Raw genomic sequence first — 13,929 nt, forward strand, 5'->3', positions numbered from 1 at the left:
TTATTTGCGGTCTCTCAGCGGCGGTGTTGACCCCAGCGCCTGGTGAACGGGATCATTCCACCAAAGCCACATGCAAACCCCATTGCCGGATGGCGCGTGCCGCTTATCCGGCCTACGCCGTTTCAGCGGTTTCGTTACCGTAGGCCGGATAAGGCGTAGCCGCCATCCGGCAGTGGTGTGGCGGAGATAATGCCGGATGGTGCGTACCGCTTATCCGGCCTGGGTGATTGCTGCGGTTTGCAATTTACCGCGCAAACGACTCCACCTTCTCAAACGCCGCATAAAGTTTGCCGGCGGTGACAGCCACTGGCAGAGCGTGGATCGACTCCACCGGGCGCAGGGTATGGGCAATAACTTTATCCAGTTCGACGCGGTTATGAATATCCACCTCCAGCTCCGCAAGCGTGGTCGGCAGGTTAAAACGCTGATAGGCAGAAATTAGCTGCGCCAGCACCTCATCCTGGCCGAGCAGGGCACTCTGCACCAGAATGCCGTAGGCCACTTTCGTGCCGTGCAGGAACTTCTCCGTTTGCGGCAGCACCGTCAGCCCGTTATGTACCGCATGCGCCGCCGCCACGCGGGTATAGCGCTCGCCAAGCCCACCGACCATGCCGCCACCGGCGATAATCGCATCCACCACATCGCGAAACGCCTGTGTCACTTCCCCACGCTGCTTATCGGCCAGCGCCGCTTCGCTGCTCTCCAGCAATACATCGCGGATCGCCAGCGCGTTGTTAATGCCAAGGCGTACCGTTAGCGGCAGGTTTTCAGGCTGCGGCGCGAGCACGACCGCTTCATACCACTTCGCCAGCGTATCGCCGATGCCCGCCAGCAGGTACTCCGCCGGGGCATTAAGGATAATCTGCGGCTCGACCAGCACCAGAAAGTTAGCGTCATCAAAGATCTCAAAATGGAGCGCCTGACCGGCATCGTTATACCAGACTGAAAGCGGCGTCCACGCCGCGCAGGTAGCGGCAATGGTCGGGATCGCCACCACCGGCAAGCCGAGACGGCGCGCTACCGCTTTTGCCGTATCCAGCAGTGCGCCGCCGCCAACGCCAATCACCACGCTACGATCCGCGCCCGCCTGCTGAGCCAGCTCCGCCACATCTCGCTCACTACAGTGGCCTTTAAACAGCAGATGCGTGGCACCTGGCGCGTTAAACCCTTGTGGCAGAAACGGTTTTGCGGCGGCAAAGGCGCGCTCGCCGTAGATCCACACCGCGCGGGAAAGCTGCTCAGCGGAGTAAAAATCCTCCAGCCGCGCAAGGCTGTCTGCGTGGGAGTAGTAGTTGGCGGGGCCGGGTACAACGCGGATATCGGTGCTGCTCATATGAGGTGTCCTTAAAAGTGATCGCTAACCCGATGTTATGTCTGGACATCCGGATGGCTAATATTATTTCGCTTTAACTTATGCCTTTTCTGTCGTTGCCAGTCAAGCGAGGCTGTGAAAAATTCGCTAAATCAATCTATTAATCGCAGGTATTCACGCGCTATGGGAAGCAACCTCCTCGAAATGCGTGGCATGCGCCTCGCCTTTGGCGGCTTCAACGCCCTGTCGAATGTCGACTTCACTTTGCGGGGCGGTTCAGTCCATGCCTTAACCGGTGCAAATGGCGCGGGCAAATCGACCCTGATGGCAGTGCTGTGTGGCACTTATGATCATTACGAAGGGGAGATCGCCATTAACCACCAGGTGGTGTCGATCCGCTCCCCGCGCGATGCGAAACAGCTCGGCATTCACCTTGTGCAGCAGGAAGTGGACGTTGCGCTGGTGCCGGGACTGAGCATCGCCGAGAACATCATGCTGGATAAGCTGGCAGAGAGCGGGCACCGCTTTCGCTGGGGCGAGATCCGCCGCCAGGCGCGCGACGCGCTGGCACAGCTCGATGTTGAGTTTAACGTCACCCGCGCTATCGACAGCTGCACGCTGGCGGAAAAACAGCACATCTTGCTGGCGCGGGCGCTCTCCCATCACTGCCGCTTTTTGATCCTCGACGAGCCAACCGCGCCGCTCGATCAGCAGGAGAGCGAGCGCCTGTTCGCAGTGGTAAGACGCCTGCAGCAGCAGGGGATTGGCGTGGTGTTTATCTCTCACCGCATTCATGAGGTGAAAGCGATTTGCGACACCCTGACGGTGCTGCGCGACGGCAGGCTGGTCGAATCCGGGCCGATGACGACGCTCAGCGGCGAAGAGATTGTCGAGAAGATGCTCGGCCATGAGTTGAGCGATATCTACCCGCCGGCGCGCCCGCCGCACAGCGACGAACTGCTGCTCAGTATTGATGGCCTGCACGACGAGGGGCTGCTGAAAGATATCTCGCTGCGGCTGCGTAAAGGCGAAATCCTCGGCATCGCTGGCCTGGCAGGCGCGGGTAAAACCGAGCTGTGCAAAGCCCTGTTTGGCGCGAGCAAAAGTCGTGTTACACGCGGTGAGCTGAACCATCAGCCGTGGCGTCCGCGCGATCCGGCCGATTCGGTGACGCGCGGCATGGCGCTGGTGCCGGAAGAGCGGCGCAAAGAGGGGATCTTTATCGATGAGTCGGTCAGCATGAACCTCGCCGTCAGCGCGGATCGCACCTTTTCGCGCTGGGGGATCTTTGCCCATCACCAGGCGTGGCGCTGGGCGCAAGAGGTGATTGCCCGCGTCGGCGTGCGCGCCAGTGGGCCAGGCCAGACGCTGCGCCGCCTCTCCGGTGGTAATCAGCAGAAGGTAGCGATTGGCAAGTGGCTGCGCGGCCAGGCGAACGTGGTGATTTTTGACGAGCCGACCAAAGGCGTCGATGTGAAGGCGAAAACCGACCTCTTCCAGCTGATCGACGGGCTGGCACGCGAGGGCAAAGGCGTGATTTACGCGTCGGGCGAATTCGCCGAGCTGGTGGGTTTGTGTGACCGGATTTGTGTGCTGTGGGATGGGCGCATTGTGGCAGAAGTGCAGGGCGAGGATGCCCGCGAAGAGACACTCCTTTACTATTCCACCGGAGGAACGGCCCGTGAGTAAGGCCCTTTCAGTCAGTGCGGCGGCATCCCCGCGGCAGCAATTTTTCGATTTCCTTTATAAGTGGGGCATGTTGCTCACCGTGGTGGCGCTGGTGGCTATTTTTGGCATCGCCTCGGACAACTTCCTCGATCCCAATAACATCATCAATATCCTGCGTTCGATCGCCATCGTCACGGTGATTGCCGTTGGTGTGTCGATCTCGCTGACCATCGGCGGGTTTGATCTCTCCGTCGGTTCCACCGCGTCATTGGCCAACGCGCTGGTGATCTCGCTCTTTGTCTGGCACGGCTTCGATACCACCGAAGCGATCCTCGTGACGCTGGCGCTCTGTACGTTGGTCGGCCTGTTTAACGCCTTTCTGATTGTGGTACTGCGCATTCCCGACATGCTGGCGACGCTCGGCAGCCTGTTTGTTATTCAGGGTGTGGCGATGACCTACAGCTACGGCGGGTCGATTACTGAAAACATGGTGCTGCCGAGCGGCGATATGGCGGAAGGGACCATTCCGGCGGCGTTTTCGCTGCTCGGGCAGGTGCCGACCATTGTCATCATTATGCTGGTGGTTACCGTGGTGGCGCAGCTTGGCCTCTCGCTGACCACCCACGGCCGCCGGATGTACGCCATTGGCGGCAACCCGGAAGCGGCGCGCCTCTCCGGCATTCGTACCACGCGCTACAAAGTGGCGGCGTATGTGATTGCCTCACTGCTGGCGGGGCTTGGCGGGATTTTGCTCGCCTCGCGCATTGGCTCCTCGCAGGTGAACGCAGGCGGCGGGTATTTGATGGATGCGGTTGCTGCGGCGTGGATCGGCTTCTCGCTGGCGGGATCGGGGAAACCGAACGCGCTGGGTACGCTGGTCGGGGCGGTGATCCTCGGCGTGCTCTCGAATGGGCTGGTGATGCTGTCGGTGCCCTATTACGCGATGGACATTATTAAGGGGCTGGTGCTGGCCGGTGCTCTTGCGTTGACTTACTTCCAGCGTCGTTAACTTTCAGGGGAAAACAGAGATGAAAAAAATAGCACTTTCACTGCTGGCGCTGGGATTGCTGAACGCGCTGCCGGGCCACGCCGCAACACCTGCGCCGGTTCCGGAGGCCATCGCCAACCATAACGGCCCGGTGCGCATTGCGCTGATCCGCAACCTCGGCTCTGATGACAACACCACCCAGTTTGTCGCCGGTGCGTTGCAGCAGGGTAAAAAACTTGGCTTTAAAATCAGCACCTTTTTAAGCAACGGCGATGATGCCAAATTCCAGGACTTCGTTAACCAGGCGATCAGCCAGAAGTATGACGGCATTATTCTTTCGCAGGGGCGCGATCCCTACTCAACGGATCTGATCAAAAAAGCGGTCGCTGCCGGGATCAAAGTGGCGGTGTTTGATACCGCCGTGCAGGGCGAAATTCCGGGCGTTACCGTGACGCAGCAGGATGATGCCTCGCTGACCAAACTCTCCTTCGGCGAGCTGGTGAAAGATTTCAACGGCAAAGCCAACATTATCAAACTGTGGGTCGCCGGTTTCCCACCGATGGAGCGCCGCCAGGCGGCCTATGCCGAGCTGTTGAAAGCGAACCCGGGCATTAAAGAGCTGGAATCGATTGGTGCCGTTTCCTCCGATGTGCAGGGCGATACCGCTAACAAGGTGGGCGCAGTGCTGGCGAAATACCCAAAAGGGCAGATTGATGCCATCTGGGGCACCTGGGATGCCTTCAGCCAGGGAGCCTATAAAGCGCTGAAAGAGAATGGGCGCACCGAGATCAAGCTCTACAGCATTGATGTCTCGAACCAGGATCTGCAACTGATGCGCGAAGCGGGCAGCCCGTGGAAGGTGAGCGTGGCGGTGGACCCAAAACTGATTGGTGCCACCAATGTGCGCCTGATCGCCAATAAGATTGCCGGTGAACCGACGCCTGCGACCTACGATTTTAAAGCCGCCGCCATTCCGCAGGCGCTGCTCGCCAGCCAGCCTGGTGCGGTGAATGTGGCAACGCTCGGCAAAATCCTTCCCGGCTGGGGCCAGACGCAGGACTTTATCGCGCCGTGGTTTGCGACGCTGGAAGCGAAGAATAAATAGTTTCAAAACGCGCCGGTTTTGTCGGCCGGTGCGGTATTGATTGCCGGATGGCGCTAACGCTTATCCGGCCTACAACGGCGTATCGCATTAAGCTATCGCGCCGAACCCGTTTGCCGGATGGCGCTAACGCTTATCCGGCCTACAACGGCATATCGCAAAAAGCTATCGCGCCGAACCCGTTTGCCGGATGGCGCTTCGCTTATCCGGCCTACAACGGCGTATCGCATTAAGCTATTGTGCCGAGCCCGTAGGCCGGATAAGGCAACGCCGCCATCCGGCAGTGCGCCGATCTTTAACAAGGATAAATCATGGCAACTGAACTTCCACGCCCGGACTATAGCCGCAATATGCGGTTGATCGCTCACAGCGACCAGGGCGGCCGTCCGGACGGTGTCCAGCTGATGGTACACCGCGGCTTTGCCTATATCGGCCATATGGTGTCGCAGGGCTTCTCGATTGTGGATGTCCGCGACCCAAAAAACCCGAAACCCGCAGGCTTTGTCGCCGCGCCGCCCGGCACCTGGAATGTGCATCTGCAAGCCCACGACGACCTGCTGCTGGTGATCAACGCCCGCGATCTCTTTGCCGATGCCCGCTTTGCTGATGAAAAGGTCTACTACACTCGCTCGGTCGGCGAAACTGTAAGCGATGTGCAGGATAGAGGCTGGAGCGCCGGGCTGCGCATTTTCGATATCTCCACGCCGGATAAGCCGCGCGAGATCAGCTTCCTGTCGCTCAATGGCATCGGTATTCACCGCATCTGGTATGTGGGCGGGCGCTGGGCCTATGTTTCTGCACTGATCGACGGCTTTACCGACTACATCTTCCTGACCATCGATCTCAAAGATCCGCGCAAACCTGAGGTGGCCGGGCGCTGGTGGCTGCCGGGTATGAACCAGGCCGCAGGTGAAACGCCGGGGTGGGAGGAGGGCAAACGCTACGCGCTGCACCACGCGATCATTGCCGGTGATACCGCCTACGGTAGCTGGCGCGACGGCGGCCTGACGCTGCTGGATGTGAAAGATCGCACCCAGCCGACGCTTATCAGCCACCGCAACTGGAGCCCACCCTTTGGCGGCGGCACCCACACCGCGCTGCCGTTGCCGGATCGCGATCTGCTGGTGGTGCTGGATGAAGCGGTGCTGGACAATCAGGAGGATGGCGAGAAGCTGATCTGGCTGTTTGATATTCGCGAGCCCGCCAACCCGGTCAGCATTGCGACCTTCCCGCAGCCGGATGAGATCGATTATGTGGCGAAAGGGGCGCACTTCGGCCCACACAACCTGCATGAGAACCGCCCGGGCAGTTTTGTCAGCTCAACGCTGATTTTCGCCACCTACCAGAATGCCGGTGTGCGCGCTTACGATATCTCCAACCCCTATCGCCCGGTTGAGACCGGCGCACTGGTGCCAGCGGCACCGGAAAAAATGATGGATACCCGCCCTGGTCGCCCGCGCGTGATCCAGTCCTGCGATGTGTTTGTTGATGCGCAGGGGATCATCTACAGCACCGACTACAACGGCGGGTTGTCGATTATTGAGTATCTGGGGTGAGTGAAGCGCCGAAGGGCGCTTCGTTATCGGGCTTACGAGTATTGCCGCACGCGGGCAATTAACTCATCGACGCTATCGATGCGATCGGCAATCACAATCAGCGCTTTGCCAAGGGAAATAGCATGGCGCAGGCAGGCGTGGCGCATCTCCTCATCGTTGATGGTGTCGAGATCCGCCACGTGCGACAGGCCGACGCTGCGGCGAATAAGCTCCGTGCCGCAAAAACCGATCGCATCGGTCCACACTTTTTTCAGAAATGCCGAGGCGTAGCCCGGCTGCGCCAGCGCCGCGTCCTGCGTCTTCTCTGTTGCCAGCGCCTGGAAGCGCTCGGCAAAGGTCGCCCACAGGGTCTGAATATCGATCAGTCGTTGCTCGCGCGCTGCCGCGGCATCGCGAATGCCGAGGTGGCCCGGCAGGCCGCAGTAGTTGAGCAGCAGGTTGCCAATGGCGGTACCGATATCAAAACCAATTGGGCCGAAATAGCCGAACTCGGCGTCAATCGCCTTCAGGCTGCCGTCGGCGACAAAGATTGAGCCGCTGTGAATATCGCCATGCAGTAAGGCTTCAGCATGGGAGAAGAAGCGGTGCTTGAGCGACGCGACGGCTACTTTCAACTGCGCATCCTCGCGCAGGGCGGCGACGTCCGCTTCCAGCTCGGCCGGGTAGTTATTGCGCTCGTGGATCTGGTAGGGATCGTTAAAGAAGAGATCTTCGGTGATCTCACACATCGCCGGGTTAATGAATTTCGCCACCTGCGCTTTTTTCACATGCGGGTGGAGGTAAAAATCGCTGGTATGAAACAGCGTCTGCGCCAGGTATTCACCTAACTGCGAAGCCGCCTGCGGATAATAGACATTGCGAATCAGTTCGCCGCGCCAGATGTGGTGATCGGAGAGATCTTCCATCACCATCACCGCCAGCTCCGGGTCGAAATGAAGAATATTGACCGTATGCTGCGGGCAGTGCTGATAGTGCTCGACCAGCGTTTGCGCTTCAAGGCGTGCGCGATCGAGCGTCAGCGGCCAGGACTCACCGACGCAGCGCACATAGGGCAGCGCCTGTTTAACGATGACGCGGCTGGTGCCGCTGCGGTCGAAAATTTTAAAGACCAGATTGAGGTTACCGTCGCCCACTTCCTGCGCGTCAACCAGTTCGGAAGGATCGGGAAGACCGCCAAATTGTTGTGCATACGCCACGGCATCAGGGGCGGAAAAGGTACGGTATTGCGACATTGCCTCGATCCTCTTTTTGCAATTTAAGCCATTTAGACGTCTATACATCCGCTTTGCATCCTGACACAATACGCCACATTAACGCAACAGGGATTTAACGATATGCCGTCATTACAGACCACCAGCCTGCGCATCGCCGAAAATCGTTTATATATTCTCGACCAACAGGCGTTACCGCAGGAGAAACGCTGGCTTGCTGCCGATTCGGTAGAGGACCTTGTCGGCCATATTCACGCGCTGCGCGTGCGCGGTGCGCCGCTGATTGGCCTCTCTGCCAGCCTGCTGCTGGCGCTGCTGGCCGCCCGCGGTGAGAGCCGTGAATCGCTGGCGCAGGCGCTGGAAACCCTGCGCGCGGCGCGCCCGACGGCGGTGAATCTGATGAACAACCTCGACCGCATGAAGCAGGCGCTGGCGCAGGAGAGTTACGCTGACGCGTTAATGACGGAAGCGCTGCGGCTGGTGGAAGAAGATAAACAGCTCTGCGACAACATCGCCCAGGCGGGGGCCGCGCTGATTACACCCGGCAGCCGCATTTTGACCCACTGCAACACCGGCGGGCTGGCGACGGCGGGCGTCGGTACGGCGCTCGGCGTGATTGCGCTGGCGCATCAGCAGGGCAATATCAGCAATGTGTGGGTGGATGAGACGCGTCCACTGTTGCAGGGCGGTCGGCTTACCGCCTGGGAACTTGGCGAGCTGGGCGTGCCTTACCAGTTAATTACCGATTCGATGGCCGCCAGCCTGATGGCGAAAGGGGAGGTGGATGCGGTGTGGGTCGGCGCGGACAGGATTGCCGCCAATGGCGATGTGGCGAACAAGATTGGAACCTACTCGCTGGCGGTGCTGGCGAAGTTTCACAACGTGCCGTTTTATGTCGCCGCGCCGCAAACCACCCTCGATCCCCATTGCCCGAACGGTGAAGCAATCCCGATTGAGCAGCGCGCCGCCACGGAAGTGACCGGTGTGGCGGGGAGTTTTGGCGAGGTGCAGTGGGCGCCGGAAGATGCGCAGGTCTATAACCCGGCGTTTGATGTTACGCCCGCCGCGCTTATCAGCGGTTGGGTGCTCGATAGCGGCGTGGTCACCAAGGTCGCGGATCTTTTTACGCACAGTGCATAGAACGTTGCCGGATGGCGCGTAAACGCTTATCCGGCCTACGGGTAGGGAGCCGCTGAAACATCATTGCCGGATGGCGCGTAAACGCTTATCCGGCCTACGGGTAGGGAGCCGCTGAAACCGCGTAGGCCGGATAAGCGTTAGCGCCATCCGGCAAAATCTCCGCCATCCGGCAACACTCCCGCATCACGCAAACGGGTGCTGCAAAATCACTTCATCATCTCTTCTGTTGGCCTGAGTCTGCGTTGCAACCTCATCGCGTCCCTTTTCATATCGCGGCGGGGTGATCGCCGGGTAGGCAAAACTGCCTATCTCGCTGCACTGCTCCGGCTCTTCGTCGCCAGCGTAAAAGAGATAGTACTGGTGCGAATCGGGGAAGAAGGCCAGGCTGTCGCCGTTGCGAAAGGTGGTGCTCCAGAAGGGCACGCCCGCTTTGGTACGCGCCTTCTCTTTCCCCGCCGCGATTTGAAAATGGTCGCCCCATTTCATAGTGGTCAGGCTGTAGTCGAAAAAGGAGACGGTCAGCGCGCCGCGGGTCGGGCAGTTTAGCCTCACCGCATCGTCGGCGCGAGCGGTGGCAATAAACATCAATAGCAGGAAGAGAGAGTATTTCATGGCAGCAGGTCCGGCATAACGCAAAGCATGAGGGTAAAGCATCGCCGCGTTTAAACCCGTAAGAAAATATGTCAGAAAAAGAGAAAGAGAATCAGGATGTTAAGAAACGGGTGGATTTGTTGAATCCGTATAGGTTTTGTTGAGCTAAACATGATAATAATTATCAAAAGTATAAAATTCTCATTACCATCAGGACACCTTTTTCATGCATGGAAAAATCCGCAGTACGCTTCTTCTCGGTGCGCTGCTTGCGCTGCCCGTTGTTGTGCAGGCCACGCAGTATCCCCTTACGGTGACTGATTTCAGCGGCCGTAAAGTCACGCTTGATCATGAGCCGCAGCGCGTCATTTTGCAGGATGGCCGCGACATCATGACCCTGGCGCTGCTCGATCGCGATAACCCGTTTAAGCGGCTGGTGGCGTGGAATAACCTGGCGAAAAAGCAGGATATTGAAAGCTGGAAGATGCTGAAAACCCGCTGGCCGGAAGCGACCTCCATTCTCGATATGGGCTTTAGCGACAAAGGAAATGTCGACCTCGAAAGCGTGCTGGCGAAGCAGCCGGACCTGATGATTGCCCAGCTGCGCGCGAAGCCGTCGCTGGCAGACAGCGGCGTGCTCGACAAGCTGACGGCGCTGAAAATCCCGGTGGTGTTTGTCGACTATAACGTAAACCCGGCGAAAGATACCGCCCCAAGCATCGATCTGTTGGGCAAAGTGCTTAATCGTGAAAGCAACGCCGAAGCCTACACCACTTACTATCGCCAGCATCAGCAGGCGATTACGCAGAAAACCGCCGCCATTTCCCCGAAGCCGAAAGTGTTTGTCGAAGCGCTGGCGGGCCGGGCGGACAGCTGCTGTTTCACCCATGGCCACAGCGGCTGGGGCAATCTGGTTGAAGCGGTAGGCGCAACCAATCTTGGCTCCGGGCTGCTGCCGGGCGCCACCGGCTTTATCTCTCTCGAGAAGCTTATCAGCGCTAAGCCGGATGTCTATATCATGACCGGCTCAAAACGCGGCAATAGCCAGGTGCTGCCGCTTGGTCTGAACGCATCGACAGATGAGGTGAACAAACAGGCTCAAGTGCTGCTGAGTCGCACTGGTATCAGCCAGATCCCGGCGGTGGCGCAGAAGCACGTGTATGGTGTCTATCACCACTTCTACAACCACCCCTACAACATCGTTGGCATGGAGTATCTGGCGAAGGATATCTATCCGCAGGCGTTTGCCGATCTCGATCCCGATGCGACTTACCACCACATCATTAAAAACTTCACCACATTGCCCGATGACGGCTTTGTTTACAGCTGGCAACAGGGCAAATAAACAGCATGAGCACCACTCTTGACGCGGGCGCGTTGATGGACAACTACCGCGCGATAGTCCGCCGTCGCGTCGGCTTACTGGCACTGCTGGCGGGGCTGATTATTGCCTCCATGCTGCTCGATTTTACCCTCGGCCCCTCCGGCCTGTCGCTGGATGTGCTGGGGCAAACGTTACTGCATCCGCAGAGTGTGGATGCCGGCACACGGGTGATTGTCTGGGATATCCGCATGCCCTACGCGTTGATGGCAATTGTCGTTGGCTTAACGCTGGGGCTGGCGGGTGCCGAGATGCAGACCATCCTCAATAATCCGCTCGCTAGCCCGTTTACGCTTGGCGTCTCTTCGGCGGCGGCTTTTGGCGCGGCGCTGGCGATTGTGCTCGGCATCGGTATTCCCGGCATCCCGGCGCAGTGGTTTATTTCGGCTAACGCCTTTATCTTCGCGCTGCTGGCGGCGCTGCTGCTGGATGGCATCACTCGCTGGACGCAGGTGGCGACCTCCGGCGTGGTGCTGTTTGGGATTGCGCTGGTCTTCACCTTTAACGCACTGGTGTCGATGCTGCAATTTGTCGCCAATGAGGATACGTTGCAGGGGCTGGTCTTCTGGACGATGGGCAGCATTGCCCGCGCCTCGTGGGATAAGCTCGGCATTCTGCTGCTCGCGCTGGTGGTGATCATGCCGCTGTCGATGCTCAGTTCGTGGAAGCTCACCTCCCTGCGCTTAGGCGAAGATCGTGCCATCAGCTTTGGCATTAACGTGCGCCGCCTGCGGCTGACGACGCTACTGCGCATCAGTATTTTGTCGGCGCTGTCGGTAGCGTTTGTCGGGCCGATTGGCTTTATCGGCCTTGTGGCCCCGCACATTGCGCGCATGCTGTTTGGCGAAGATCACCGCTTCTATCTGCCGGGCAGTGCGCTGACGGGCGCGCTGGTGCTCTCTTTGGCGTCGATTGTCTCCAAAAACCTGATTGATGGCGTCATCATCCCGGTCGGCATCGTCACTTCGCTGGTCGGCGTGCCGTTCTTTATCACCATTATTGTGCGCCACCGGGGGAGTGTATGAACCCGCAGTCCGGTTTATCTCTGCGCGGCTTCAGCGCGGGCTACCACAAACAGCAGATTATTGAAGATCTGGCGATCGGCGCTCTGCCGCGCGGCAAAGTGACCATTCTGCTCGGGCCGAACGGCAGCGGCAAATCGACGCTGCTGCGCGCGATGGCCGGGCTGAATAGAGCCGAGGGCGAACTGCGCCTCGACGGCGAGGATCTGCTCACTCAGCCCTTCGCCAGACGCGCCGAGCAGGTGGTCTATCTGCCGCAGTCGCTGCCGGCGGGCGTGCATCTGCATGTGCTGGAGTCGATTATCGTCGCGCAGCGCGCCTCCGGCGGGCTGCACAGCGCCGAGCAGCAGGCGCAGGTGATGACACTCTTGCGCCAGTTGGGCATTGAGCACCTGGCGCTGCACTATCTCGATCAGCTCTCTGGCGGGCAGAAACAGCTGGTCGGCCTGGCGCAATCGCTGATCCGCCAGCCCTCGCTGCTGCTGCTCGATGAGCCGCTCAGCGCGCTGGATCTTAATTATCAATTCCACGTAATGGATCTGGTGAAGCGCGAAACCCAGCGCCGCAATATCGTCACCGTGGTGGTGGTGCATGATATCAATATCGCGCTGCGCCACGGCGATCATGTGCTGATCCTGAAAAAGGGCCAGCTGGTGGCCGACGGCGATCCGGGGGAGGTGATCACCCCAGATACGCTGGCTCAGGTGTACGGCGTGCGCGGGAGGGTGGAGCCCTGTTCGCAGGGTATGAAACAGGTCATTATTGACGGTTTAGTTTGAGGGATGCCGTTGTGAAGCCGGTGCAGATTTCCACATGCACTTGCTCTCAACCCATTTATACATCACAGGGGCAATCACGCCTGCCGCCACCAATGCGCAAACCTGCCAAATATAGTGACCGGCGCTGTAGAGATAGTGCTTCGCGACAGTTTGCGTAATGCCATGCACCAGATAGAGCGAAAAACTACAGGTGCCGAGCATACGTAGCGGGAGAGAGGTCAGCAGGCCGAAATAGTCGCATCCGCACTTTACGGTATAGAAGACCACCAGCATATAGAGCGCGGTCGTCGGATTATAGGCATGGCGGGTAAAGACGATGGCGGCAATAAGCAGCGCCAGACAAATGAGATCCGCCGGGCGTTTATCCGACTTGATGGTGGCCACCAAAAAGCCCACCAGAAAATAGATCACATACGCCAGTCGTTCGTCACTGCCGAGCAGATACTTTCCGCCCATGACCAGCGCTATTAAGAAAATGACGAAGAGCGTCGGGTACTTAATATGGCGCATGACCAGGTATAAGAGAGGGATTGCAAGGTACAAGCGAAGCTCCCACACCAGTGTCCAGAAAACGCCCGAGGTGGCGATTTGCAGCGTGGTGCCGTTGATCACGGCGGCAGGCGGTTCGAACAGGAAGGGCAGCGAGGAGATAAACCACGCGCCCGGTGGCGTATGGCTAGCTGGATGCATAATAAACGTGGCGGCATAGATAAGCGCCAGCGTGGCGATCACCGGCGGGTAGATCCGTGCCAGTCGTGAAAGAGCGAACCCGCGATAATTAAAGGTCGGGGCGAGGGCTTTCTTAAAAAAAAGAAAACCGGAAAGCATAAAGAAAATACCGACGGGCAGTTGCCCGGTCATGAAAATCGCGCTTTTAATCTGGCTGTAAGAGATATAGTCGAGCGACCAGTAATCATCTGCTGCGCCGCCATTTCGCCAGAAGAGATGAAATATCGCCACCAGTGCCGCGCAGACACCGCGCAGGCCATCAAGCGCCAGGTATTTTTGCTCGGGTGGTTTAATACCGATAAGGGAAGATGTAGCCGTAACCGTTGCAACGAGGATGCTGAAATAGAGTAAATATTCAAGGATATAAGTCGTGTAGGTATAAAGCACAAGATGATCTCTTGCCACGAAGGCAACGGAAGCGGAAACAATAAGCGTGCGCGTAATCTACAC

General features: G+C 58.6%; 13 protein-coding genes. 9 read left to right on the plus strand and 4 right to left on the minus strand.

All coding sequences use genetic code 11. The annotated features are described in order from the left end of the window. Positions 1–244 precede the first annotated feature (244 nt). A complete protein-coding gene (locus HF650_RS06685; protein WP_187801709.1) occupies positions 245–1,333 on the minus strand; it encodes an oxidoreductase in 1,089 nt (362 codons plus the stop codon). A gap of 162 nt (positions 1,334–1,495) precedes the next feature. Here HF650_RS06685 and HF650_RS06690 point away from each other — a divergent pair, with 162 nt between their 5' ends. The 5 genes from HF650_RS06690 to HF650_RS06710 all read left to right on the plus strand — a co-directional run bounded on the left by HF650_RS06690 (position 1,496) and on the right by HF650_RS06710 (position 6,626). Further along, a complete protein-coding gene (locus HF650_RS06690) occupies positions 1,496–3,001 on the plus strand; it encodes a sugar ABC transporter ATP-binding protein (RefSeq protein WP_187801710.1) in 1,506 nt (501 codons plus the stop codon). Continuing rightward, positions 2,994–3,989: an ABC transporter permease gene (locus HF650_RS06695; RefSeq protein ID WP_023479978.1), complete on the plus strand. Its 996-nt coding sequence runs from the start codon at positions 2,994–2,996 to the stop codon at positions 3,987–3,989. Before HF650_RS06690 ends, HF650_RS06695 begins: the two co-directional genes overlap by 8 nt. A 19-nt stretch (positions 3,990–4,008) precedes the next feature. Then, positions 4,009–5,073 (plus strand): sugar ABC transporter substrate-binding protein, encoded by a 1,065-nt coding sequence (locus HF650_RS06700; protein ID WP_187801711.1) that lies wholly within the window; start codon positions 4,009–4,011, stop codon positions 5,071–5,073. A 47-nt stretch (positions 5,074–5,120) separates the two neighbouring features. Further along, on the plus strand, positions 5,121–5,303 hold the full coding sequence (locus HF650_RS06705; protein ID WP_187801712.1) for a hypothetical protein: 183 nt from the start codon (positions 5,121–5,123) through the stop codon (positions 5,301–5,303). Between the two features lie 78 nt (positions 5,304–5,381). After that, positions 5,382–6,626: an LVIVD repeat-containing protein gene (locus tag HF650_RS06710; protein WP_187801713.1), complete on the plus strand. Its 1,245-nt coding sequence runs from the start codon at positions 5,382–5,384 to the stop codon at positions 6,624–6,626. A gap of 32 nt (positions 6,627–6,658) precedes the next feature. On the opposite strand, the gene mtnK is transcribed toward HF650_RS06710, so the two are convergent. Beyond that, entirely contained in the window at positions 6,659–7,858 is a 1,200-nt protein-coding gene (gene mtnK / locus HF650_RS06715) for an S-methyl-5-thioribose kinase (protein ID WP_187801714.1), read from the minus strand. Positions 7,859–7,960: 102 nt separating this feature from the next. Between mtnK and mtnA the strand changes: the two genes are divergently transcribed. Continuing rightward, entirely contained in the window at positions 7,961–8,977 is a 1,017-nt protein-coding gene (mtnA, locus tag HF650_RS06720) for an S-methyl-5-thioribose-1-phosphate isomerase (RefSeq protein ID WP_187801715.1), read from the plus strand. 183 nt (positions 8,978–9,160) lie between these two features. On the opposite strand, the gene HF650_RS06725 is transcribed toward mtnA, so the two are convergent. Next, positions 9,161–9,589 carry a hypothetical protein gene (locus HF650_RS06725; RefSeq protein ID WP_187801716.1) on the minus strand — a complete coding sequence of 143 codons (429 nt, stop codon included), beginning with the start codon at positions 9,587–9,589 and terminating at the stop codon, positions 9,161–9,163. Between the two features lie 205 nt (positions 9,590–9,794). Between HF650_RS06725 and HF650_RS06730 the strand changes: the two genes are divergently transcribed. Genes HF650_RS06730 through HF650_RS06740 form a run of 3 tightly spaced genes read left to right on the plus strand, consistent with a single transcriptional unit; the run spans position 9,795 to position 12,750 of the window. Next, positions 9,795–10,913 (plus strand): ABC transporter substrate-binding protein, encoded by a 1,119-nt coding sequence (locus HF650_RS06730; RefSeq protein ID WP_187801717.1) that lies wholly within the window; start codon positions 9,795–9,797, stop codon positions 10,911–10,913. A gap of 32 nt (positions 10,914–10,945) precedes the next feature. Continuing rightward, positions 10,946–11,974, plus strand: coding sequence for an iron ABC transporter permease (locus tag HF650_RS06735; RefSeq protein ID WP_187802623.1), 1,029 nt, complete (start codon positions 10,946–10,948; stop codon positions 11,972–11,974). Continuing rightward, positions 11,971–12,750, plus strand: a complete 780-nt coding sequence (locus HF650_RS06740) for an ABC transporter ATP-binding protein (protein WP_187801718.1) — start codon at positions 11,971–11,973, stop codon at positions 12,748–12,750. The genes HF650_RS06735 and HF650_RS06740 overlap by 4 nt, the downstream gene beginning before the upstream one ends. Here the strand turns inward: HF650_RS06740 and HF650_RS06745 are convergent. Next, the gene (locus HF650_RS06745) at positions 12,742–13,866 is read right to left on the minus strand and encodes an acyltransferase (RefSeq protein ID WP_187801719.1); all 1,125 of its coding nucleotides are present in this window, start codon (positions 13,864–13,866) and stop codon (positions 12,742–12,744) included. The two genes, HF650_RS06740 and HF650_RS06745, sit on opposite strands and share 9 nt — an antisense overlap. Positions 13,867–13,929: the final 63 nt, after the last annotated feature.

Origin of the sequence: Kosakonia sp. SMBL-WEM22, from assembly GCF_014490785.1 — a bacterium.
Lineage (GTDB): Bacteria > Pseudomonadota > Gammaproteobacteria > Enterobacterales > Enterobacteriaceae > Kosakonia.